At 75.0% G+C, this 21,242-nt stretch carries 21 protein-coding genes and 1 riboswitch; of the genes, 9 read left to right on the top strand and 12 right to left on the bottom strand.

Annotation, left to right across the window (positions count from 1 at the left end; translation table 11 throughout):
- Positions 1–843, top strand: a complete 843-nt coding sequence (locus BUB17_RS20475) for an ABC transporter ATP-binding protein (RefSeq protein ID WP_280173900.1) — start codon at positions 1–3, stop codon at positions 841–843.
- Positions 844–891: 48 nt separating this feature from the next.
- Here BUB17_RS20475 and BUB17_RS20470 read toward each other — a convergent pair whose 3' ends face one another.
- Positions 892–1,812, bottom strand: coding sequence for a siderophore-interacting protein (locus tag BUB17_RS20470; RefSeq protein WP_072920529.1), 921 nt, complete (start codon positions 1,810–1,812; stop codon positions 892–894).
- A gap of 105 nt (positions 1,813–1,917) precedes the next feature.
- On the opposite strand from BUB17_RS20470, the gene BUB17_RS20465 reads away from it, so the two are divergent.
- Positions 1,918–2,913, top strand: coding sequence for an ABC transporter substrate-binding protein (locus BUB17_RS20465; protein ID WP_072920528.1), 996 nt, complete (start codon positions 1,918–1,920; stop codon positions 2,911–2,913).
- A gap of 45 nt (positions 2,914–2,958) precedes the next feature.
- On the opposite strand, the gene BUB17_RS20460 is transcribed toward BUB17_RS20465, so the two are convergent.
- The 3 genes from BUB17_RS20460 to BUB17_RS20450 all read right to left on the bottom strand — a co-directional run bounded on the left by BUB17_RS20460 (position 2,959) and on the right by BUB17_RS20450 (position 6,297).
- On the bottom strand, positions 2,959–3,906 hold the full coding sequence (locus BUB17_RS20460; RefSeq protein ID WP_083606472.1) for an EamA family transporter: 948 nt from the start codon (positions 3,904–3,906) through the stop codon (positions 2,959–2,961).
- Positions 3,907–3,979: 73 nt separating this feature from the next.
- Positions 3,980–4,384, bottom strand: a complete 405-nt coding sequence (locus BUB17_RS20455) for a VOC family protein (RefSeq protein ID WP_072920526.1) — start codon at positions 4,382–4,384, stop codon at positions 3,980–3,982.
- A gap of 71 nt (positions 4,385–4,455) precedes the next feature.
- Positions 4,456–6,297, bottom strand: a complete 1,842-nt coding sequence (locus BUB17_RS20450) for a BCCT family transporter (RefSeq protein ID WP_083606470.1) — start codon at positions 6,295–6,297, stop codon at positions 4,456–4,458.
- 254 nt (positions 6,298–6,551) lie between these two features.
- On the opposite strand from BUB17_RS20450, the gene BUB17_RS20445 reads away from it, so the two are divergent.
- The 4 genes from BUB17_RS20445 to BUB17_RS20430 all read left to right on the top strand — a co-directional run bounded on the left by BUB17_RS20445 (position 6,552) and on the right by BUB17_RS20430 (position 9,217).
- The gene (locus tag BUB17_RS20445) at positions 6,552–6,929 is read left to right on the top strand and encodes a hypothetical protein (protein ID WP_141243121.1); all 378 of its coding nucleotides are present in this window, start codon (positions 6,552–6,554) and stop codon (positions 6,927–6,929) included.
- A gap of 22 nt (positions 6,930–6,951) precedes the next feature.
- Positions 6,952–7,755: a thioesterase family protein gene (locus BUB17_RS20440; protein ID WP_083606469.1), complete on the top strand. Its 804-nt coding sequence runs from the start codon at positions 6,952–6,954 to the stop codon at positions 7,753–7,755.
- A gap of 86 nt (positions 7,756–7,841) precedes the next feature.
- On the top strand, positions 7,842–8,747 hold the full coding sequence (locus BUB17_RS20435; protein ID WP_072920524.1) for a mechanosensitive ion channel family protein: 906 nt from the start codon (positions 7,842–7,844) through the stop codon (positions 8,745–8,747).
- Positions 8,744–9,217, top strand: a complete 474-nt coding sequence (locus tag BUB17_RS20430; RefSeq protein ID WP_072920523.1) for an Rv3103c transmembrane domain-containing protein — start codon at positions 8,744–8,746, stop codon at positions 9,215–9,217. The genes BUB17_RS20435 and BUB17_RS20430 overlap by 4 nt, the downstream gene beginning before the upstream one ends.
- A 4-nt stretch (positions 9,218–9,221) precedes the next feature.
- Here BUB17_RS20430 and BUB17_RS20425 read toward each other — a convergent pair whose 3' ends face one another.
- Entirely contained in the window at positions 9,222–10,238 is a 1,017-nt protein-coding gene (locus BUB17_RS20425; protein ID WP_072920522.1) for a zinc-dependent alcohol dehydrogenase family protein, read from the bottom strand.
- Between the two features lie 99 nt (positions 10,239–10,337).
- Positions 10,338–10,454, top strand: a riboswitch (SAM riboswitch).
- A 43-nt stretch (positions 10,455–10,497) separates the two neighbouring features.
- Here BUB17_RS20425 and BUB17_RS20420 point away from each other — a divergent pair.
- Positions 10,498–11,790, top strand: coding sequence for a bifunctional o-acetylhomoserine/o-acetylserine sulfhydrylase (locus tag BUB17_RS20420; RefSeq protein WP_072920521.1), 1,293 nt, complete (start codon positions 10,498–10,500; stop codon positions 11,788–11,790).
- A 16-nt stretch (positions 11,791–11,806) separates the two neighbouring features.
- Entirely contained in the window at positions 11,807–12,907 is a 1,101-nt protein-coding gene (gene metX / locus BUB17_RS20415) for a homoserine O-acetyltransferase MetX (protein WP_179951322.1), read from the top strand.
- A 16-nt stretch (positions 12,908–12,923) separates the two neighbouring features.
- Here the strand turns inward: metX and BUB17_RS20410 are convergent, their stop codons facing one another.
- The gene (locus tag BUB17_RS20410) at positions 12,924–13,502 is read right to left on the bottom strand and encodes a gamma carbonic anhydrase family protein (RefSeq protein WP_244277397.1); all 579 of its coding nucleotides are present in this window, start codon (positions 13,500–13,502) and stop codon (positions 12,924–12,926) included.
- A 70-nt stretch (positions 13,503–13,572) separates the two neighbouring features.
- On the opposite strand from BUB17_RS20410, the gene BUB17_RS20405 reads away from it, so the two are divergent.
- The gene (locus tag BUB17_RS20405; RefSeq protein WP_208983519.1) at positions 13,573–14,151 is read left to right on the top strand and encodes a YdeI/OmpD-associated family protein; all 579 of its coding nucleotides are present in this window, start codon (positions 13,573–13,575) and stop codon (positions 14,149–14,151) included.
- On the opposite strand, the gene BUB17_RS20400 is transcribed toward BUB17_RS20405, so the two are convergent.
- The 6 genes from BUB17_RS20400 to BUB17_RS20375 form a co-directional block, all read right to left on the bottom strand.
- Positions 14,117–15,592 carry an APC family permease gene (locus BUB17_RS20400; RefSeq protein ID WP_072920518.1) on the bottom strand — a complete coding sequence of 492 codons (1,476 nt, stop codon included), beginning with the start codon at positions 15,590–15,592 and terminating at the stop codon, positions 14,117–14,119. The two genes, BUB17_RS20405 and BUB17_RS20400, sit on opposite strands and share 35 nt — an antisense overlap.
- A gap of 109 nt (positions 15,593–15,701) precedes the next feature.
- Positions 15,702–16,724, bottom strand: a complete 1,023-nt coding sequence (locus BUB17_RS20395; protein WP_072920517.1) for a C40 family peptidase — start codon at positions 16,722–16,724, stop codon at positions 15,702–15,704.
- A gap of 197 nt (positions 16,725–16,921) precedes the next feature.
- On the bottom strand, positions 16,922–17,410 hold the full coding sequence (locus tag BUB17_RS20390; protein ID WP_072920516.1) for a hypothetical protein: 489 nt from the start codon (positions 17,408–17,410) through the stop codon (positions 16,922–16,924).
- A 225-nt stretch (positions 17,411–17,635) separates the two neighbouring features.
- A complete protein-coding gene (locus BUB17_RS20385) occupies positions 17,636–17,938 on the bottom strand; it encodes a hypothetical protein (protein WP_072920515.1) in 303 nt (100 codons plus the stop codon).
- 345 nt (positions 17,939–18,283) lie between these two features.
- Positions 18,284–19,675, bottom strand: coding sequence for a metallopeptidase TldD-related protein (locus BUB17_RS20380; protein ID WP_072920514.1), 1,392 nt, complete (start codon positions 19,673–19,675; stop codon positions 18,284–18,286).
- A gap of 34 nt (positions 19,676–19,709) precedes the next feature.
- Positions 19,710–21,224: a TldD/PmbA family protein gene (locus tag BUB17_RS20375; protein ID WP_072920513.1), complete on the bottom strand. Its 1,515-nt coding sequence runs from the start codon at positions 21,222–21,224 to the stop codon at positions 19,710–19,712.
- Positions 21,225–21,242 lie beyond the last annotated feature (18 nt).

Below are 21,242 nucleotides of genomic sequence, written 5' to 3'. Positions count from 1 at the left end.
GTGACCACCCACCCCGTGACCACCCACCCCGTGACCACCCTCCCGCTCCGGGCCGGACCGGTCCGTCTCGCCGCCGAGTCGGTCAGCCTGGCCTACGACGACCGGGTGGTCGTCCGCGACCTGGACCTGCAGCTCACCGACGGCTCGTTCACCGCGATCGTCGGTCCCAACGGCTGCGGCAAGTCCACGCTGCTGCGGGCGCTGGGCCGGCTGCTGCGTCCCGTCGAGGGCCAGGTGCTGCTCGACGGCCGGGCCATCGCGCGCACGCCGACCCGCGAGGTGGCCCGGGTGCTCGGCCTGCTGCCGCAGACCCCGGTCGCCCCGGAGGGCCTCACGGTCGGCGACCTGGTCGCGCGCGGCCGGCACCCGCACCAGTCGTGGCTGCGGCAGTGGTCCCGCGACGACGAGGCGGCGGTGGCCGAGGCGCTGACCTGGACGGACATGGCCGACCTCGCCGACCGGCCGGTCGACGAGCTCTCCGGGGGACAGCGGCAGCGCGCCTGGATCTCCATGGCACTCGCCCAGGGCACCGACCTGCTGCTCCTCGACGAGCCGACGACCTACCTCGACCTGTCCCACCAGATCGACGTGCTGGAGCTGGTGGCGCGGCTGCACGCCGAGCGCGGCCGCACCGTCGTCGTGGTGCTGCACGACCTCAACCTGGCCGCGCGCTACGCGCACCGGCTGGTCGCCATGGACGACGGCAGGCTGGTGGCCTCCGGGGCGCCGGAGGAGGTGCTCACCGAGCAGCTGCTGGCCGACGTCTTCGACCTGGAGGCGCGGATCGTGCCCGACCCGGTGGCCGGCACGCCGATGGTGGTGCCGGTCCGCCGGCTGCGCTGAGACGGCCCCCTCCAGGGCACCGCCCCGAGCTCGCGAGGAGGGGGTCCTTCAGGAGGCGACGCCCTGCCGCCAGTAGCCCATGAACGCCACCGACCCGCGGGGGACGCCGAGGTCGCCGACCAGGCGGCGGCGCAGCGTCTTCACCACGCCGGCCTCACCCGCCAGCCAGGCGTAGCAGCCCGAGGCGGCGTCCGGGTCCGGCACCTCCCAGAGCAGCTCGTCGCCGACCTCCTCCGGCGGGGTGGCCGGCGTCGAGGCGATGCCCAGCTCGCACAGCGCGGCGTGAACGGCCGGCACCAGCCGCGACCCGCGGGCCACGCCGTTCCGCGGCAGCCAGCGCAGCGTCGCCCCGGCCGGCAGCGCGACGTTCATCGCGTCGTCCGCGGTCGGCACCTCCAGCAGCGCGGTCACCGAGCGGGGCCCGCTCGTGAGGGACTCGAGGATCGCGCACACCGCGGGGACGGCGGTCTCGTCGCCGGCCAGCAGCAGCGTGCGCGCAGCCGGCGGCGGCGCCCACTCCACGCCCCATGCACGGCCGGCGCCGGGGCGGTCGGGGCCGAGCAGCACGATCCGGTCGCCGGGCACCGCCGCGGCCGCCCAGCTCGCGGCCGGGCCGGCGTGCCCGTCGACTCCGTGCAGGACGACGTCGACGTCGAGCTCGGCGCACTCGGGCCGGTACGCCCGCACCGTGTAGGTGCGGATGACCGGGCGCTGCTCCTCGGGCAGAGCGCAGTACTCGGGGTACCAGGCCTGGCCGCGGTCGCGCAGCCGGGCCAGACCGGCGTCGTCGCGGGAGAGCACCAGCTTGAAGCGCTGGTCGCAGCCGGCCGCTCCGAACCCGGCGAGCTCCGTCCCGGTGAGCGTCAGCCGCACGAAGCTCGGGCCCAGCCGGCGGACCGCGGCGACCGAGGCGTCGAAGAACTGCCAGGCGGGAGCGGCGACGACCTCCGGCTGCGCGGTGAGCGTCATGCATCCTCCCCCGATCCGGCCGACCGGTGTGGCGGCTGACTTAGGCAAGGCTAACCTGAGCGTCTTGGCCAGGGAAACACCCCGGGTCCGATCGGAAGGAGACCCGTGCACCGCGGACCCCGCCACCTGACCGGCGCCACCGTCACCCTGGCCGCGTTGATCGCGACGGCCGGCTGCTCCGGTGGGTCCGCCGGGCCGGCCGCAGCGGACGAGGGCGGCTGGAGCTTCACCGACGACCTCGGGAACACCGCCGAGCTCGACGCCGCCCCCGAGCGCGTCGCCGGCCTCAACGACGTCGTGGCCTCGCTGTGGAACTACGGTGTGCAGCCGGTGGCCAGCTTCGGCCAGACCTCCGCGGCCGACGACGTCGCCTTCGAGGGCAGGGACCTCGCCGACCTGGAGATCGTGGGCGAGAGCTACGGGCAGATCGACCTCGAGCGGCTGGCCGCGGCCGACCCCGACGTCATCGTGACCTCGGTGTACCCCACCGACTCCTCCGGTGCCCTGGACCCGGGCCAGCCGCTCTACGGCTTCGAGTCGATCGAGCAGCAGGAACAGGTCGCCGAGATCGCACCCATCGTCGCGATCGCCTACCGCGGCTCGGCCGCCGACGTCATCGAGCGGACCGTGGAGCTGGCCGGCTCCCTGGGGGCCGACGCCGCGGTCATCGACGCGGCCCGCGAGGACTTCGAGGCCGCGTCGGCCGAGCTGACCGCAGCCGGCGAGCGCGGGATCACCGTGCTGCCGGTGTACGCCACCGCCTCCGAGGGCTGGTGGATGGGCAAGGCCGCCGACGACCCGTCCCTGCGCCTCTACTCCGACCTGGGCGTGGACTTCGTCGACCCGGGCGGGGACACGTACTTCTGGGAGTCCGTCAGCTGGGAGCAGGTGACCGACCACCCGAGCGACGTGATCCTGTACTCGCTGCGCGGCGGGGAGAACCCGGAGCAGATGCGCGCCCAGCCGACCTACCCGCTGCTGCCGGCGGTGCAGGCCGGCCAGGAGCACCCGTGGAAGTACATCGGCATGGACCACACCGCCCAGGCCGCGTACATGACCGAGCTGGCCGGCTGGCTGACCGAGGCCCGGAAGGTGACGTGAAGGACCCCGTCCTCCCCACCCTTCGCAAGCTCAGGGCGGGGCCGATCAGGCGGGGGCCGGCTCGGGCACGGGCGCCGGACGGCGCGCCGCCCGGGCGGTCTGCGCCAGCCCGATCCCCACGAGGACGACGACCCCGCCGAGCACCTGCCACCCCGACAGCACCTGCTCCACCCACAGCCAGGCGACGACCGAGGCCAGCACCGGCTCCACCGTGGCGACCAGCCCGGCCGTCGTCGGCGGCAGGTGCCGCAGCGCCGCGAGCGACAGCCAGAACGGCAGCACCGCCCCGAGGACGACGATCCAGCCGACCAGCACCCACAGCGGCACCTGGAGGGAGCCGAGCGAGACCGGCACGGGGGCGCCCAGCACCGCGGGGTCGAACGGCCAGAACGGTGCGGCGACCGCCCAGAACAGCCCGGCCGCGACGAAGGTCCAGCAGGTGAGCGCCACCGGGTCGCGGGTTCTGGTGCCCCGCTCCCCCATCAGGTAGTAGGTCGCCAGGCACAGCGCCGCGCCGAAGGCCGCGGCCACGCCGCCCGCGTCGAGCGAGCCGCCGCCGCGCCAGACCTCGGCCACCAGGACCAGCCCGGACAGCGACAGCCCCAGCGCGGCCCACAGCCGGCGGCGCACCCGCTCCCCGCGCACCAGCCACACGTAGAGCGCGATGAGGACCGGCGCGGTCATCTCGAAGACCAGCGCGATGCCCACCGGCAGCCGGCCGATCGCGACGTAGTAGAGGTACTGGGTCAGCGCGATGCCCACCACGCCGAAGGCCGCGAGGAAGGGCACCTCCCGCCAGGACACCCGCAGCCGTCCCGGCGCGACGACGGCCAGGACGGCGAGCAGGACGACCGCGGCCCCGCCGCAGCGGAGGGCGGTCAGCCAGGGCGCGGGGACGCCCGCCTGCAGGGCCAGCGTGGAGACCGTGCCGTTGACGGCGAACAGGCCCGCGGCGGCGACGGTCAGCGCGTGGCCGAGCGGAGGACGGGACACGCGGCCGACGGTAGCGACCGTCACCCCCCGAGCCCCCTACCGGGGGGTCGCGGTCACCCTGCTCCGGACGGGGTCACTGCACGGCGGCGGGGTCCATCCAGACGGCCTCCCAGACGTGACCGTCGGGATCGGTGAAGCTCACCCCGTACATGGAGCCGTGGTCCTGCGCCGGCTGCCACGGGCGCCCACCGGAGGCCAGCGCCCGCGCCAGCAGGTCGTCGGCCTCCTGGCGGCTCTCGGCCGACAGCGCGTTGAGCACGGTGGTCGCCTTCGCGGGGTCGCCGACCTCGGCGCCGTCCGGGACGAAGTCGGCGAACCGGTCGCGGGTCAGCAACATGACCACGATGTTGTCCGCGACGACGACCGACGCCGTCCGCTCGTCGGAGAACTGCTCGTTGAAGCCGAAGCCCAGGCCGCTGTAGAAGGCCTTGGCCGCGGCCAGGTCGCTCACGGGCAGGTTGACGAAGATCCAGCGCACGGCGTGCCTCCCGGCGTCGCGGGGGCCCGGTCGGCCCCGTCGCAGGTGCAGACGGGGCCGGCCGGCCGAACTCATCGGTCGCCGTCGGGGACCCGCGCGCCCGGGTCGGGGACCGGCGAGCCGACGTCGCGCGCCGTCCGGGCGCCGCCGGAGCCGTGGTGCTCCGCGACCACCAGCGCGGCGGTGCAGGTGGCGGTGTCCGGCACGCCGTCGCGGTCGGCGTCCGGCGCCGGCTCCACCACCAGCACGAAGTCCTGGCCGTGCCGGGTGATGCCCTCCACGACGGCCTGCTCGACCGCCTCCGCGGCGACGGTGCGCCGGAGCATCATCGGATCCGAGCGCACGTCCTTCGCCAGCGACACCGCGAGCCCCACCATGACCAGCGCGAAGGGCAGCGCGGCGATGATCGTCAGGTTCTGCAGGCCGGTGAGCGCCTCGTCGCCGCCCACCAGCAGCATGATCGCCGCCACCGCGCCCATGACGACACCCCAGAACACGACCGTCGACCGGCTCGGCTCGATGGTGCCCCGCTGGGACAGCGAGCCCATCACGATCGACGCGGCGTCGGCGCCGGACACGAAGAAGATCGCCACGAGCACCATGACGAGCACGGTCATCACCGTGGCCAGGGGGAACCCGTCGAGGACGGCGAAGAGCTGACCCTCCGCGGTCGCCTGCCCGCCGAGGTCGGCACCGCCCCGCTGAGCGGCGATCCCGGCTCCGCCGAAGACCGCGAACCAGATCAGGCTGACCACGCTGGGCACCAGCAGCACACCGGTGACGAACTGCCGGATGGTGCGGCCGCGGCTGATCCGGGCGATGAACAGCCCGACGAACGGCGTCCACGAGATCCACCAGGCCCAGTAGAAGACCGTCCAGCCGCTGAGCCACTCGGCCATCGCATCGCCGCCGCTGGCCTCCGTCCGGGCCGCCATCCGGCCGAGATCGGCGAAGTAGTTGCCGATCGTCGTGGGCACCAGGTCGAGGATGAGGACCGTCGGACCGACGGCGAACACGAACACCGCCAGGATCAGCGCGAGCACCATGTTCGTGTTGGCGAGGTACTGGATGCCCTTGGCGATGCCGGAGACCGCCGAGGCGACGAAGGCCGCGGTCAGCACGGCGATGATGCCCACGAGCAGCCCGTTGCCGACGTCCCCGGCCCAGCCGAGGATCTCCGCGCCGCTGCCGATCTGCAGCGCCCCCAGCCCCAGCGAGGCCGCCGAGCCGAAGAGCGTGGCGAAGATCGCCAGGACGTCGATGACCGTGCCGGCCGGGCCCTCGGTGCGCCGCGTGCCGAACAGCGGCGCGAAGGCGGCGCTGATCAACTGCCGCCGGCCGCGGCGGAAGGTGCCGTAGGCGATGGCCAAGCCGACGACGGCGTAGATGGCCCACGGGTGCAGCGACCAGTGGAACAGCGTGGTCGCCATCGCCGTCTGCAGGGCCTCGGGCGTCTCGGCCGCCACGGTTCCCGGCGGCGGGGAGACGTAGTGGGACAGCGGCTCGCTGACGCCGAAGAACATCAGCCCGATGCCCATGCCGGCGCTGAACATCATCGCGACCCAGGAGACGGTCCGGAACTCCGGCGCCTCGTCGTCCCGGCCCAGCGGGATGCGCCCGTACCGGCTCGCGGCCAGCCACAGCACGAAGACCACGAAGGCCGACGCCAGCAGCACGAACAGCCAGCCGAGGTTGTGCATCACCCAGGCCAGGGCCGTGCCGCTCGCGCCGCCGAGGCCCTCCGGGGTCACGAAGCCCCAGGTCACGAAGGCCAGGGCGACGACGGCGGCGAAGCCGAAGACGGCGCGGTCCAGCGCGGCCCCGCGGTCGGCCGGCGACGGCGGTGGCTCGGCGACGGCGGGGTGAGTCTCCGCGGCTCCGGACGGTCTGGGGTGTGCGGGTGTCGTGGTCACAGGTGTCGTCGCGCCGGTGCCGGCGCGCCTCCCTCTCTCGCTCGACGACGGGCACCACCGGCACGGAGCGCCGACGGCAACCCGTCCACGGTAGGGACGCCGCAGGACGGGTGCGAACTCGCCGCGATCTCAGCGAGGCCGACTCGGGAGGACCACCGGGTGGTGTGCCCGCCCGGGGAGCCGGGCACACCACCGGCAGCGAGGCGTCCGCCCGACCGGGACGGCGGAGCCGTGACGAGGGGAGCCACCGGACCGTGAGCGAGCCGCGTCCGCCCTGGTCAGCGCGCCGGCGGAAGCTGCTGCTGTGGCTGGCGGTGGGCGCCGTCCTCGGGGGTCTCGGCGCCGTCGGCCTGCCGGACGAGTTCGGGGTGACGGCGGGGTTCGTGGCCGCCCTCTGCGCCTTCCTCGTGGTGGTCGCCCTGGTGGTGTTCATCACCGTCCCGGGGCCGGACACCCTGGGCACGCTGCTGCGCACCGCACCGCTGGCCGGCGCGGTGCTCGTGGTCGCCGTCCTGCTGGTGCTGTCCAACCCGACCGGGTCGTCGCTGCGCTGGCTGTGGGTGGTCGCCGCGGTCGGCGCCGCGGCGTGGACGGCGTTCGCCGTCTGGGAGACCCGCCGCTCCGGCGGCTGACCGCGGCGGCAGACTGCCCGACGTGACCGCCGGCCTGCCCACCGCCCTCTACGTCCCCGACGGCGACGGCTTCCTCGCCACCGACCTGACCATCGGGCCGTGGGACCCGGGGCTGCAGCACGCCGGGCCGGTCGCGGCGCTGCTGGCCCGGGAGGCCGAGCGGGTCACCGGGATCCCCGACGGGCAGACCGTGCGGCTGGCCTTCGACATCCTCGCGCCGGTGCCGGTGGGCCCGGTGCAGGTCACCGCCCGGCTGCTCCGGCCGGGACGGCGGATCGAGCTGCTCGAGGCGGTGCTGACCGCGGAGTCCTCCCCCACCCGCCCCGCGCGGCCGCTGATGCGGCTGACCGCCTGGCGGATGCGGACCTCCCCGGTCGAGGGGACGCCGGAGGCCGGCGTCCCGCTGCCCGGGCCGGAGGAGAGCCGCTCGGAGACGGCGGCCTTCTTCACCACCGACGTGGCCTACCACCGGGCGCTGGACTGGCGCTTCGCGCACGGCTCCTTCAACGCCCCGGGGCCGGCCGCCGCGTGGACCCGGCCGGTGTGCGCCCTGGTCGAGGGCGAGCCGATCAGCCCGCTGCAGCACCTGCTGGTGATGACCGACGCGGCCAGCGGCATCTCCGCCGTCCTGGACTGGAAGCGGGCCACCTTCGCCAACGTCGACCTCACCGTCGCCCTGGTGCGGCCCCCGGCCGGGGAGTGGCTCGGCGCGGACGCCGTCACCACGGTCGGCCCCTCCGGTGCCGGGCAGTGCTTCGCCGACCTCTACGACGCCACCGGCCGCATCGGCCGCTCCGCGCAGGCGCTGTTCGTCGCGCCGCGCTGACCGGCCGGGACCGGGTCGGCACCGGGTCGGCACCGGGTCGGCACCGGGTTGCCGTTGCCGACGTCCGCCGTGGAGGCTGGGGACCGATGGAACCGCTGGACACGCTGCTGACCTGGCTCGCCGGGCGCGGGCTGGAGATCGTCCTGCTCGTCCTGGGGTCGGTGTTGCTGGCCCGGTTCGTCGCCTGGGTCGGCGAGAAGATCACCGACCGCATCGACGCCCGCGCCACCGGCGGTGACGCCCTGGTGCGCTCGGAGGCCGCCAAGCACCGGCACTCGCTGACCCAGGTGATCACCTGGACGCTCGTCGTGCTGATCTACGCGGTCGCGGTCTTCGCCGTGCTGGACCGGGCCGGCATCCCGATCGGCGGGCTGGTCGCGCCGGCGACCGTGCTCGGTGTCGGGCTCGGCTTCGGCGCCCAGCGGATCGTCGGCGACGTGCTGGCCGGCTTCTTCATCATCACCGAGCGGCAGTACGGCTTCGGGGACGTCGTGTCGATCCAGGTCGTCGGCGGGGTCGAGCCCGCCGAGGGCACCATCGAGGACGTCACGCTGCGGGTCACCCGGCTGCGCTCGGCCAACGGCGAGGTCATCACGCTGCCGAACGGGCAGATCGTCAAGGTCACCAACCTCTCCCGCGACTGGGCCCGCGCCGTCGTCGACGTCCCGGTCCCGACGACCGTGGACGTCGGCCGGGTCAACGAGATCCTCAAGGACGTCGGCGCGGAGGCCTTCCGCGACCAGCGGCTGCGCCCGCTGCTGCTCGACCCGCCCAGCGTGATGGGTGTGGAGACGATCGACCTGGAGCAGGTCAACGTCCGGATGGTGGCCCGCACGCTGCCCGGCAAGCAGTTCGAGGTCGGCCGTGACCTGCGCGCCCGCGTCGTGGCGGCGTTCCGGCGAGAGGGCCTCAACGTCCCGCCGCCGACGGCGGCACCGCAGGCCGGCGGGTTGACCGCCTCGGCCCCGTCCTCCGGCGACGGTGTGCGGTGACCACCCCGGAGACCAACGGCCCCGGCGAGCCGGTCCGCCAGGTGTCGGTGAGCACCGCGCCGCCGCCCGTCCCCCGCCGATGGTGGTCGGCGGTGCCCCACCACCTCGGACGCGCCCGCACCTCGACCGTCGTGCTGGCGCTGCTGTTCGTCGGGGTCTACACGCTCTACATCCACGTCCGCCCGCCGGACGCGGCCGTCGCGCCCGCGCCGGAGTCGACGGTGCAGACGCCGGTGGATCCCGCCCCGGCGGAGACCGCCGAGCCGACCACCACGGCCCCGTCGTCGGCGCCGACGACGACGGCCGACCCCGGCTCCACGCCACCTGCGGGGACGACCGGCGAGGAGGCCCCGGCGGGGTCCGCGGAGCCGGCACCGACCACGGCCGGGGACGAGACGACGCAGGCGCCCCCGACCGCCGCGCCGACCGCGACCGCGGTGCCGACGGCGACCGGTGCGCCCGGGACCTGACCGGTCAGAAGCGGGTGACCACCGCGATCCCCGGCTCGCGGCCCACCGCGGCGATGGCGGCGCCGGCCTCGTCGAGAGCCAGTTCCCGGGTGACCAGCGCCTGCGGCCGCAGCCGGCCGGCGGCGATCAGTCCGAGCACGGCGGGATAGCTGTGCGCGGCCATGCCGTGGCTGCCCCTCACCTGCAGCTCCCGGGCGACGACGAGGTCCATCGGCACCGCCGGGCGGCCCTGGGCCGGCGGCAGCAGCCCGACCTGCACGTGCCGGCCCCGCGGCCGCAGACACCGGATCGAGTTCTCGCAGGTGACGGCCGCACCGAGGGCGTCGAGCGAGACGTGCGCGCCCCCGGCGGTCAGCTCGGGGATCGCGGCCGGGTCCGCCACGGTGTGCTCCGCGCCGAGGTCGGCGGCCAGCCGCAGGGCCGCCGGCGAGACGTCGACGGCGACCACCCGAGCGCCGGCGACCACCGCGACCTGCACCGCCGAGAGCCCCACCCCGCCGCAGCCGTGCACGGCCAGCCACTCCCCGGGCTGCACCCTCGCCACCTGGACGACCGCGCGGAAGGCGGTGGTGAAGCGGCAACCGAGGCTCGCGGCGGTGGCAGCGTCGAGCCCGTCGGGGAGCGCGACGAGGTTGACGTCGGCGGCGTCGAGCGCCACGTACTCGGCCATCGAGCCCCAGTGCGTGAAGCCGGGCTGGGTCTGCCGGGTGCAGACCTGGTGCTCGCCGGCGGCGCACTGCGCGCAGCGGCCGCAGGCGTTGACGAACGGGACGGTCACCCGGTCGCCTCCCCGCCAGCGCCGGACGTCCGCCCCGACGGCGGCCACGGTGCCGGCCAGCTCGTGCCCGGGCACGTGCGGCAGGACGACGTCCGGGTCGTGCCCCTGCCAGGCGTGCCAGTCGCTGCGGCAGACGCCGCTGGCGCCCACCCGGACGACGACGCCGCCAGGGGCCGGGTCGGGCGCGGGGACCTCCCGCACGGTCAACGGGCCGCCGAAGGTGTCGAACAACAGTGCGCGCACCCCGGCAGCCTCTCCCGGGCCGCGCCCGGGCTGCCTGCGGGTCCACCACCCGAGACGCCCGGTTCCACGGAGCACGGCGGCCTGCCTAGGATCACGCTGGCTCACGAGAGGCAGTGACAAGCACCTGGCTGGCTGCCCGGCAACCTCTACTCCGTCTGAGGTGCTCCCAGGGGAAGAGCCGGCCGGACGGCATCCGCCGCCCGGCAAGGACGGAGTTCTCGCGCGCCGCGGGTCCTCCGCGAGGAAGAGGAGACGGCGCATGAGCGACCCGCAGAGCTGGAGCTTCGAGACCCGGCAGATCCACGCCGGCACCAGCCCCGATCCCACGACCGGCGCCCGCGCGCTGCCGATCTACGCGACGACGGCCTACCAGTTCCGCGACAGCCAGCACGCCGCGGATCTGTTCGCGCTGGCCGAGATGGGCAACATCTACACGCGGATCATGAACCCGACGCAGGACGCGCTCGAGCAGCGCGTCGCCTCCCTGGAGGGTGGGGTCGCGGCGCTGGCGGTGGCGAGCGGCCAGTCGGCGACGACGCTGGCGATGCTCAACGTCGCCGAGGCCGGCGACCACGTCGTCGCCTCCGCCTCGCTCTACGGCGGCACCTACAACCTGCTGCACCACTCGCTGCCCAAGCTCGGCGTCACCGTCTCCTTCGTCGAGGACCCCGACGACCCGGAGAACTGGCAGTCGCTGGTGCGGGAGAACACCCGGGCGTTCTTCGGCGAGTCGATCGGCAACCCGAAGGGCGACGTCCTCGACATCGAGACCGTCGCCGGCGTCGCCCACCGCAACGGCGTGCCGCTGATCGTGGACAACACCATCGCCACGCCGTACCTGATCCGGCCGCTGGAGTTCGGCGCGGACGTCGTCGTGCACTCCGCCACCAAGTACCTGGGCGGGCACGGCACGGTCATCGCCGGGGTGATCGTCGACGGCGGGACGTTCGACTGGACCCGCGGCAAGCACCCCATGTTCACCACGGCCGACCCGACGTACCACGGCGTGGTGTACGCCGACCTGGGTGCGCCGGCGTACGCGCTCAAGGCCCGGGTGCAGCTGCTGCGCGACCTCGGCCCGGCCGTCTCGCCGTTCAACGCGTTCCTCGTCGTCCAGGGCGTCGAGACGCTGTCGCTGCGGATGGAGCGGCACGTGCAGAACGCCCAGCGGGTGGCCGAGTTCCTCGAGGCCCACGACGAGGTGGACCGGGTCAACTACCCGGGCCTGCCCTCCTCCCCCTGGCACGCCGCGAAGCAGAAGTACGCGCCCCGTGGCGCCGGCGCGGTGCTCACCTTCGAGCTGCACGGCGGTCGCGAGGCCGGCCAGCGGTTCGTCGAGGCCCTGGAGCTGCACAGCCACGTGGCCAACATCGGCGACGTGCGCAGCCTGGTCATCCACCCGGCCTCGACGACGCACTCGCAGCTGACCCCCGAGGAGCAGCTGACCACCGGTGTCACGCCGGGCCTGGTGCGGCTGGCCGTCGGCCTGGAAGGCATCGAGGACATCCTCGCCGACCTGGAGTCCGGCTTCCGCGCCGCGAAGGGGGCCTGAGGTGGGCGGGGCCCGGGTGACCTCCTGGGCCCCGCCACGGCTGGGGGGCTGGCGCGAGGGGGACCCGGTCGGCGACCGGCGCTTCCTCGACCTGCCCGGGCCGCTGCGGCTGGAGCGCGGCGGCGAGCTCCCGGCGGTGCGGGTGGCCTACGAGACCTGGGGGACGCTCGCGCCCGGCGGCGGCAACGCCGTCCTCGTCGAGCACGCGCTGACCGGCGACAGCCACGTCGCCGGCCCCGCGGGCCCCGGGCACCCGACACCGGGCTGGTGGGACGGGCTGGTCGGCCCCGGGGCGCCGCTGGACACCGACCGGCTGTTCGTCGTCTGCGCCAACGTCCTGGGCGGCTGCCAGGGGACGACGGGACCCTCCTCGACCGCCCCCGACAAAGCCCCGTACGGCTCGCGGTTCCCCGCCGTCACGGTCGCCGACCAGGTGCGGGTCGAGGCCGCGCTCGCCGACGCGCTGGGCATCCCCCGGTGGACGGCGGTCCTCGGCGGCTCGATGGGCGGCATGCGCGCGCTGGAGTGGGCGGTGGCGCTGCCCGACCGGGTGGAGCGGCTGCTGTTCCTCGCCTCCTGCGCCGCCGCGACCGCCGACCAGGTGGGCACCCAGACCACCCAGCAGGCCGCGATCCGCGCCGACCCCGCGTGGGCCGGCGGGGACCATCTGCCCGGCGAGGGGCCGGTCGCCGGGCTGGGCGTCGCCCGCCGGATCGCGCACCTCACCTACCGCAGCGGCCTGGAGCTCGACGCCCGGTTCGGCACCGAGGTGCAGGACGACGGCCGGTACGCCGTCGCCTCCTACCTCGACCACCACGCCGACAAGCTGGTCCGCCGGTTCGACGCCGGCAGCTACGTGGTGCTCACCGAGGTCATGAACTCCTGGGACGTCGGCCGCGGCCGCGGCGGGGTCCGGGCGGCACTGGCCCGGGTCACCGCGCGGACCGTCGTCGCCGGTGTCGACACCGACCGGCTGTACCCGCTCGCGCTGCAGCAGCAGGTGGCCGACGCCCTCGGCGTCCCGCTGCAGGTGATCACCTCCCCGTACGGGCACGACGGCTTCCTCGTCGAGGCCGACGCCGTGGGCGCGCTGGTCCGGGACCTGCTGGGGACGTGACCCTGCAGGGAGGTCCTCAGTCCATCGCGTCGCCGGGCGTCTGCCCGGCCGGTGGCAGCGGGCTGCGGACGACCGGGCGCACCCGGCGGGCGCTGTCGAGGCGGTCGGTGTAGCTGGCGGCGTTCCCGCGGATGTGCGCCAGGTCGTCGTCCGTGGCCTGCCGGAGGACCTTGGCGGGGACGCCGGCGACGAGCGAGCCGGGCGGCACCTGCGTGCCCTGGGTGACGACGGCGCCGGCGGCGACGATGGAGCCCGAGCCGATGTGGGCACCGTTCAGGACGACGCTGCCCATGCCGACCAGGACGTCGTCGTCGATGCGGGCCCCGTGCAGGACCACGCGGTGCCCGACGGTCACGCCGCGGCCGACGAGGAGCGGGAAGCCGGGGTCGGAGTGCAGGGTGCTGCCGTCCTGGATGTTGGAGCCCTCGCCGATCTCGATCACCTCGGCGTCGGCGCGCGCGATCGCGCCGTACCAGATGCTCGATCGCGGGCCCATCGTCACGGCGCCGACCACGACGGCGGTCGGCGCGACGAACGCCTCGGGATCGATCTTCGGGGACCCGAACGGCAACTCGGCGATGTAGTTCTCGGCCACGGGCGACAGCACAGCACAGGCGCGTCCCGGGCGCACCGCCCGGAGGCCCGGTGCCGCCAGGATGGCTGCCGTGACGCTGCCGACCGACCTGCCGGTGCTGGCCTTCGCCGACCAGGCGGCGCTGGAGGAGTGGCTCGAGGCCGAGCACGCGACCGCCCCCGGGCTGTACGTGCGGCTGGCGAAGAAGGGGTCCGGCGTCCCCTCGGTGACCTACGCCGAGCTGGTCGAGTCGGCGCTCTGCTTCGGCTGGATCGACGGGAGGTCGCAGCGGCTGGACGAGACCTCCTACCTGCAGCGGATCACCCCGCGCCGGCCGCGCAGCGTCTGGTCGCAGAAGAACGTCGCCGCGGTGGAGGCGCTCATCGCCGCCGGCCGGATGCGCCCGGCCGGCCTGGCCGCGGTCGAGGCGGCGCAGGCCGACGGCCGCTGGGACCGCGCCTACGCCGGCCCGGCCACGATCACCGTTCCCGACGACCTCGCCGCCGCGCTGGCCGCCGTCCCCGCCGCGCAGCAGGCGTTCGAGGGCCTCGACGGCCGCAACCGCTACGCCGTCCTGCACCGGGTCGCCACGGCCGCGACACCGCAGACCCGCGCCCGCCGGATCGCCGCCGTCGTCACGATGCTCGCCGAGGGACGGCGTCCGTACTGACCTGCGGTCGCTCGTCCCAGAACCGCGCGTCGCGCCGCCGCCACACCAGCATGAGGACGACGCCCGCGGCCATGATCGCCACGCCGATGACCAGCGGCGGCCCGAGCCCCAGCCAGGCCTGGCCGGTGTAGCTGTTCGCCGGGTCGGCGAGGTCACGCACGGAGAGCACGAGCAGCCAGCCGAGCATCCCGGCGCCGACCAGCGGCCCGACGCCGAGCAGCAGCAGGTCGCGCAGGCTGCGGATCAGCCGCCGCCGGAAGTACACGGCGCAGGCGATGCCGGTGAGCGCGTAGTAGAGCGCGATGAGCAGCGACAGCCCGGTGATCGAGTCGAACAGCGCGTTCTCCGACACCGCGCTGACGCCGAGGTACCAGGCGACGGCCACGCCGGCGACCCACCAGGTCGAGACGTCCGGCGTCCGGTGGCGCGGCGAGATCGACCCGAACCGGGCCGGCAGTGCCGCCCGCCGGGCCATCGACAGGCCGGTCCGGGACGCCGGGATGATCGTCGTCTGCGTGGCGGCGATCGCCGAGGTGGCGACGGCGAGCAGCACCACCCAGTCCCAGCCGCCGAGCACCCGCTCGGACAGCAGCGCGAAGACCGCCTCCTCCTCGGCGGCGTTCTCCGCCAGCCAGCCGGTGCCGGCGAAGCAGACGACGGCGACCGCGACGCCGAGGTAGGTCAGCAGCAGGACGACGGTCGAGAGCACACCCGCCCGGCCGGCCGCGTCCCCGCGCGTCTCCTCGGTCAGGTTGACCGCCGACTCCCAGCCCCAGTACGCGAAGACGCCGAGCAGCAGCCCGCCGGTCAGCGCCGCGCCGCCCGCTCCGAACGGGTCCAGCCAGGACCACTGCGGGGTCAGCGCGCCGAACGGGCTGTCCCCGCGCAGGCCGCGCACCAGCGCGACGACGGCGAAGACCGCCAGCGCCGCGGTCTGCGCGACGATCAGCCCGTTCTGCACCCGGGCGGAGAGCTCGGTGCCCAGCACGCACAGCGTCGCCATGGCCAGGACCAGCAGCACGCTCAGCCCGAGGACGACGGGTGTCGAGGACTCCCAGCCGTCGAGCCCGGCCGCGAGCAGGGTGAACCGGACGCCGACCTCGGCCAGCGACCCGACCACCAGCACGCCGGTCATCGCGATCGCCCAGCCGCCGAGCCAGCCGGCCCACGGGCCCATCGCCCGGGTGACCCAGGAGAACGTCGTCCCGCAGTCGGGGTCGGCGCGGTCGAGGGCGGCGAACGCGGCCGCGATGAGCAGCATCGGCACGAAGGAGGCGAGCAGCGCGCCCGGCGCGTGCACGCCGACCAGCGCCACGACCGGCCCGATCACCGCGGCCAGCGAGTAGGCCGGCGAGGTCGAGGCCAGGCCCACGACGAGGGCGTCGCCGAAGCCGATCGCGTCGGGACGCAGGGTGGGCGGGGACTCCGCGGCTGCGGTCACGGTTCGCGACGCTACGGCCGCCGCCGCTCGCGCTGCCGTCGGCTCCCCTGCAGGAGGACCCCGTCCTCACCCTCGCGAGGTCGGGGCGAGCCTCGGGACGGGGCCGCCCTCACAGGATGCGGCGGGCTCCGGCGTAGCCACCCATGTCCACACTGGTCACCGCGACCGGCTGACCGAAGGTGCGGGCGTGCACCATCTTCCCGCTCCCGACGTAGATGCCCACGTGGTAGATGGGCGAGCCGAAGAAGACGAGGTCGCCGGGCTGCAGGTCGCCCCGCGGGACAGCCGTGCCCATCCGCGCCTGAGCGCGGCTGGAGTGCGGCAGCGAGACGCCGGCGGCGGCGTAAGCGTAGCTGGTCAGGCCCGAGCAGTCGAAGCCGCCCGGCGCCGACCCACCCCAGACGTAGGGCGTGCCGACCTGCGCGAGCGCGGCCTCGAGGACGGCCCCGACGTCGCCGCTCGGGGCGGCGGCCACGACCGCGCCGACGTCGGCGGTCAGCGCCGGTCCGGCCACGGCGGTCCGGACGGCGGCCTGCTCGGCCGCCGAGAGGCTGGCGTAGTCGCGCTCGTACTGCTGCTGCCGCGCCTGCACGTCGGCCCGCTGGCGCTCGAGCTCGACGAGGGTGGCGGTGGCCTGCGCGGCAGCGGCGTCGGCGTCGGAACGGGCCTGCCCGGCCGCGCGCTGGGCCACCGACACCTCGCCGAGCAGACCCTCGGTGTGGGCGGCGATGAGGTCCAGCGTGGTCATCTGCTGGACGACGTCCGCCGCGGAGTCGGAGGTGAGGAAGGCGGCCATCCGGGACTGCGTCGTGCCGGCGCTCTGCGCGATGGCCGCCAGCTGCGGGCCGTAACCGGCGAGCACGGCCTCGGCCTGGGACGCCAGCGCGGCGGCGTCGGCCGCGGTCTGCTGCTGGGCGGCGACGGTCAGCTGGGCCTCGTGGACCTGCTCGTCGAGGGCGGCCACCTGCTTGCTCGCCTCGGCGACCAGCCGCGAGGCCTCGTCCGCCGACGCCGGAGCCGCGCCCGCGGTGGCCGGGGTCAGCAGCACCGCGACGGCCACGGCCAGGGACAGCGGGCCGCCGGCCAGCGTGGCGCGCGACCAGCGTCGCCTCGTCGTCCGGTTGCGGCCCATGACCGGCCCCCTCTCGCCGCGCCCCGCCCCGGGGAGGAGGCGGTGTTCCAAGCGCGTGAGCACGCACGGTAAGGACGGGATGACGTGCGGTAGGGGGTGGCGCGCGGGCTGCAGCCCAGGGCGGTCGACTCAGTCGTCACACGGACCCCGATGGCCCCGTGTGCCGCAGGAGGGCCGCGTCCTGTCGGGGGTGTGGGCTACCGCCGGCGCGGCGGAGCGGAGCCGGCGGGCGTGCGGTCCGGTGCGAGGGGGACCAGCCGGTCGGCGACCGCACCGGTCACGAAGGAGTAGACGGCCTTGCCGCCGAGGTCGACGACCTGGTCCTGGCGCGACCACGTCCACGGCGGCGCTCCCACGCCGGTGGCGTTCTCGAGGGTCTGGTCGGTGGCCAACCGCACCGACGTGTGCCAGGCCGAGGCGCGCCAGCCGCGCAGCCCGCTGGCCGACCACACGCCCCGCAGGGCGCCGACGAGCGCACCGGTGCCCCAGTGCATGAGGTGGTTGCGCACGGGCGGGCGCGCGGACCCCGGCAGCCGGCGACGGGTGGTCAGCGCCGTGAGGGTGCGCCCGGGCACGTAGGAGTCCGGTCGGTGCGTCACCGATTGCTCGACCTTCTCGGCGAGCGTCATCGCCGCGGTGCCGGCGAGACCGGCGAGGGCGCCTCGGAGGGCAGCTCGTCCCAGCATGGACCGGCCCTACCCGGGCAGCGGTGCGGCAGAACCGCGGCCCGGCCCCGCGGGTGCGGAGCCGGGCCGGGTGGAGCGTTCGTCGGTCCCGTCCTGAGCCTGGTGACGTGCGGGGACGGCCACCTCTCGGGGTCCCGCCGGCCCCGTCCCGAGGCCCGCCCCGAGCCTGCGAGGGGTGGGGAGGACGGAGCCCTGCTACGAGGCGGGGCGGAGAGGGGTCCTCCCTCAGCCGGCGAGGGGCTCCGGGGCGTCGAGGCCGGCGACGACCTGCAGGTCGCGGACGACGGCGCTGAGCTCGTCGGCGGTCCACGGCTCGCAGCAGTCGCAGCCGCCCTCGCGGTGGCTGACCAGGCCGATCAGGCCCTGGGCCTGGTCCTCGGCGATGGCCAGGTGCCCGGCCGACGGGTGGCGGTGGCAGGCGCACGCCGAGATGCACAGGCCCAGGCCCCAACCGGACACCACGACGGCGTTCCCGTCGTCCCACACCCTGCCGACCTGGAAGACCGACGGCTTCTGAGCCCTCGTCACGGGACCCTCCCCTCACCGGTCCGGCTGCGCCGGAGCCCTTCTGCGGTCGGGCGGGGAGAGCCCCACCCGGTGCACGTTTCGGCGTGCGAGCGAGGTGGTGAAGTCGAAGGCCCACCGCCGCGCACGACAGAAGGTAGGCGGACAGACGCGCACCGTCACGGCGCCATGCGGAACCGCTGTGACGGACCGGTCACATCGCCCCACGGGACCCACGCGTCCCACCCGTGCCCGCCCACCCGGACGTCGGGTGACGGAGGAAGGACCCCGTCCCCTCACCCCTCGCAGGCTCGGGACGAGCCTCTGGACGGGGCCGGCGGGACCCTGCGCGGGGGCCGGGGGCTTCTTTCAGCTGGCGGGCGACACCGAGCTCATGTTGAAGTCCGGGACCCGCACGGCGGGCATCGCGGCCCGGGTGAACCAGTCGTTCCACTCGCGGGGCAGGGTGCGCTCGGTGCGCCCGGCCTGGGTGATCCGGCCGAGCAGGTCGACCGGCGACTCGTTGAACCGGAAGTTGTTCACCGCGCCGGCCACCTCTCCGCCTTCGACGAGGAAGACGCCGTCGCGGGTGAGCCCGGTGAGCAGCAGCGTCTGCGGGTCGACCTCGCGGATGTACCAGAGCGTGGTCAGCAGCAGACCGCGGTCGGTGGCGGCGACCATCTCGTCCAGCGACTCCGTGGCGCCCGGCAGCTCGAGGACGAGGTTGTCGACGGTGGCGGTGGCCGGTGCGGTGGTCCTCAGCGCCCAGGCCCGCGGCCGGATCAGGTTGGCGAGCACGCCGCCGGAGATCCACTCGACCGCCGGCGTCCCCATGCCGTTGTCGAACACCGAGGCCGAGGCCGACGAGCCGCTGACCACCTGGAACGGGCACGCCTCCAGGCCCGGCTCGAACGGGTCGCTCCGCAGCGTCAGCGGCAGCGCGGCCAGCCGCTCGCCGATGCGGTTGCCCCCGCCCGGCCGGGCGTAGACGTTGCGGCCCTCGTCGGCGTCGCGGGCCTGCATCGTCCAGTGGGTGTAGATCATCAGGTCGCTGACCGCCGAGGGCGGCAGCAGGGTCTCGTAGCGCCCGGCGGGCAGGTCGATGCGGCGCTGCGACCAGCCGAGCTTGCGCTGCACGTCGCCGACCAGGTCGGCCACGGACACGTCGGCGAAGTCGCGGGTGCCGACGCCGGCCCACACCGAGCGGCTCATGTCGCCGCTCTTGCCGTTGAGCTCCACGCGGCCACTGGGCTGGTCGTGCCGCAGCCGCAGCCCGGTCGACGTCCCGAGGTAGGTGGTGGCCATGCCGTGCTCGGCGTAGCCGAACAGCAGCTCGCCGCGGTCGCGGGCGCCGCCGAACGCCTCTCCCAGCGCCGGCGCGAAGTCGCGGAAGACGCCGATCGAGGTCTCCGCGGGGTCGGCGTCCCAGTCGCCGGCGCCGGGCGGCGCCTCGCTGACCAGCGGGACGGCGTCCTCGGCCGGGCCGGCGTCGCGGGCGGCCTGCTCGCTGGCGGCCACCAGCGCCGCGACGTCCGGGCTGCCGGTGCGGGCCACCGTGCCGGCCGCCATCCCCGCGCCGCCGTCGACGAAGGAGATGACCACGACCTGCCGGGAGCGCACGGAGCCGTTGGTGGTCAGGCTGTTGCTCGCCCAGCGGAGGTTGGCCGCCGAGCTCTCCACGACGAAGGCGACCTGTCCGTCGGCGGTGGAGGCGGCCAGCGCCTTCTCGACGACGTCCTGCGGACGGTCCCACGAACTCATCGTTGCGCTCCTCGCTCGCCGGCGCTCGCACCGCTCATCGCCCGGCCTCATGGGACGTGTTCAGGACGTTCACGTTCTCGAACAGCGCCACCGGGCAGCCGTGGCTCACCGGGGCGACCTGCCCTGGCTGGCCCTTGCCGCAGTTGAAGGCGCCGCCGAGCTGGTACGTCTGCGGGCCGCCGACGACGCGCATCGAGCCCCAGAAGTCCGTCGTCGTCGCCTGGTAGGCCACGTCACGGAGCTGGCCGGCCAGCTCCCCGCCCTCGATCCGGTAGAAGCGCTGACCGGTGAACTGGAAGTTGTAGCGCTGCATGTCGATCGACCAGCTCTTGTCGCCGACGACGTAGATGCCGCGCTCGACGCCGGCGATGAGCTCGTCGGTGGCGGGGCCGTCGGGCGCCGGCTGCAGCGAGACGTTGGCCATCCGCTGCACCGGCGTGTGCTGCGGCGAGTCGGCGAAGGCGCAGCCGTTGGAGCGCGCCATGCCGCCCATCCGCGCCGTGTTGCGGTCGACCTGGTAGCCGACCAGCACGCCGTTCCTGATGACGTCCCACTGCTGGCCGGCGACGCCCTCGTCGTCCCAGCCGATCGTCGACAGCCCGTGCGGGGCGGTGCGGTCGCCGGTGACGTCCATGATCTCGGACCCGTAGCGGAGGGTGCCCAGCTTGTCGACGGTGGCGAACGAGGTGCCGGCGTAGGCCGCCTCGTAGCCCAGCGCCCGGTCCAGCTCGGTGGCGTGGCCGATGGACTCGTGGATGGTCAGCCACAGGTTCGACGGGTCGACGACGAGGTCGTAGCGGCCGGCCTGGACCGAGGGCGCCTTGGCCTTCTCGCGCAGCAGCTCGGGGATCTCGGCGATCTCGGCGCGCCAGTCCCAGCCGGTGCCGGTCAGGTACTCCCAGCCGCGGCCGGCCGGCGGGGCGATGGTCCGCATGCTCTCGAACGCGCCGGTGGTGCGGTCGACGGTGAGCGCGGTGAGGTCGGGGTGGATGCGCACCCGCTGCTGGCGGGTGCGGGTGCCGGCGGTGTCGGCGTAGTACTTCTGCTCCTTGACCGCTTGGCAGACCGTCTCCACGTGCTCGACGCCGTCGGCGGCCAGCAGCTGCTCCGACAGCTCGGTGAGCAGTCCGGTCTTCTCGGCGTCGGGGACCTCGAACGGGTCGACGTCGTAGTGGGACACCCAGGTCGCGTCGGGGTACACCGGCTCGGGCGCCAGTTCGACGCGGTCGCTGTTGACCGCCGCCGACACCTGCGCGACGGCGACCGCCTCCTCGGCCAGCCGGACGGCCTCCGCGGCGGTGAGGACGACGCCCGCGGCGAACCCCCAGGTGCCCTCGTGCACCACGCGCACGGCCAGGCCGAGGTCCTCGCCGTCGGCCAGGGACTCCAGCCGGGCGTCGCGCAGGCTGATCGACTGGGTGCGGATCCGCTCCACCCGGAGATCGGCGTGCTCGCAGCCCAGGTCGAGGGCACGGGTGAGCGCGGCGTCGGTCAGCGCGGAGAGCGGGAGGGCGAGGAAGGACGCGTCCACGTCGCGGGAGGCAGCCACCGTCCCTGTCTACCAGCG

Source organism: Geodermatophilus obscurus (assembly GCF_900143215.1).
GTDB classification, from domain to species: Bacteria; Actinomycetota; Actinomycetes; order Mycobacteriales; family Geodermatophilaceae; genus Geodermatophilus; species Geodermatophilus obscurus_A.
Note: the sequence above shows the minus strand (reverse complement) of the source record. Positions and strands in the feature narration are given on the sequence as shown.

Excerpts from the sequence above, each read along its gene's own strand:
- BUB17_RS20470 (WP_072920529.1), bottom strand. The coding sequence starts at position 1,812 with ATGACGCTCACCGCGCAGCCGGAGGTCGTCGCCGCTCCCGCCTGGCAG.
- BUB17_RS20435 (WP_072920524.1), top strand. The coding sequence starts at position 7,842 with ATGGAACCGCTGGACACGCTGCTGACCTGGCTCGCCGGGCGCGGGCTG.
- BUB17_RS20420 (WP_072920521.1), top strand. The coding sequence starts at position 10,498 with ATGAGCGACCCGCAGAGCTGGAGCTTCGAGACCCGGCAGATCCACGCC.
- BUB17_RS20395 (WP_072920517.1), bottom strand. The coding sequence starts at position 16,724 with ATGGGCCGCAACCGGACGACGAGGCGACGCTGGTCGCGCGCCACGCTG.
- BUB17_RS20390 (WP_072920516.1), bottom strand. The coding sequence starts at position 17,410 with ATGCTGGGACGAGCTGCCCTCCGAGGCGCCCTCGCCGGTCTCGCCGGC.
- BUB17_RS20380 (WP_072920514.1), bottom strand. The coding sequence starts at position 19,675 with ATGAGTTCGTGGGACCGTCCGCAGGACGTCGTCGAGAAGGCGCTGGCC.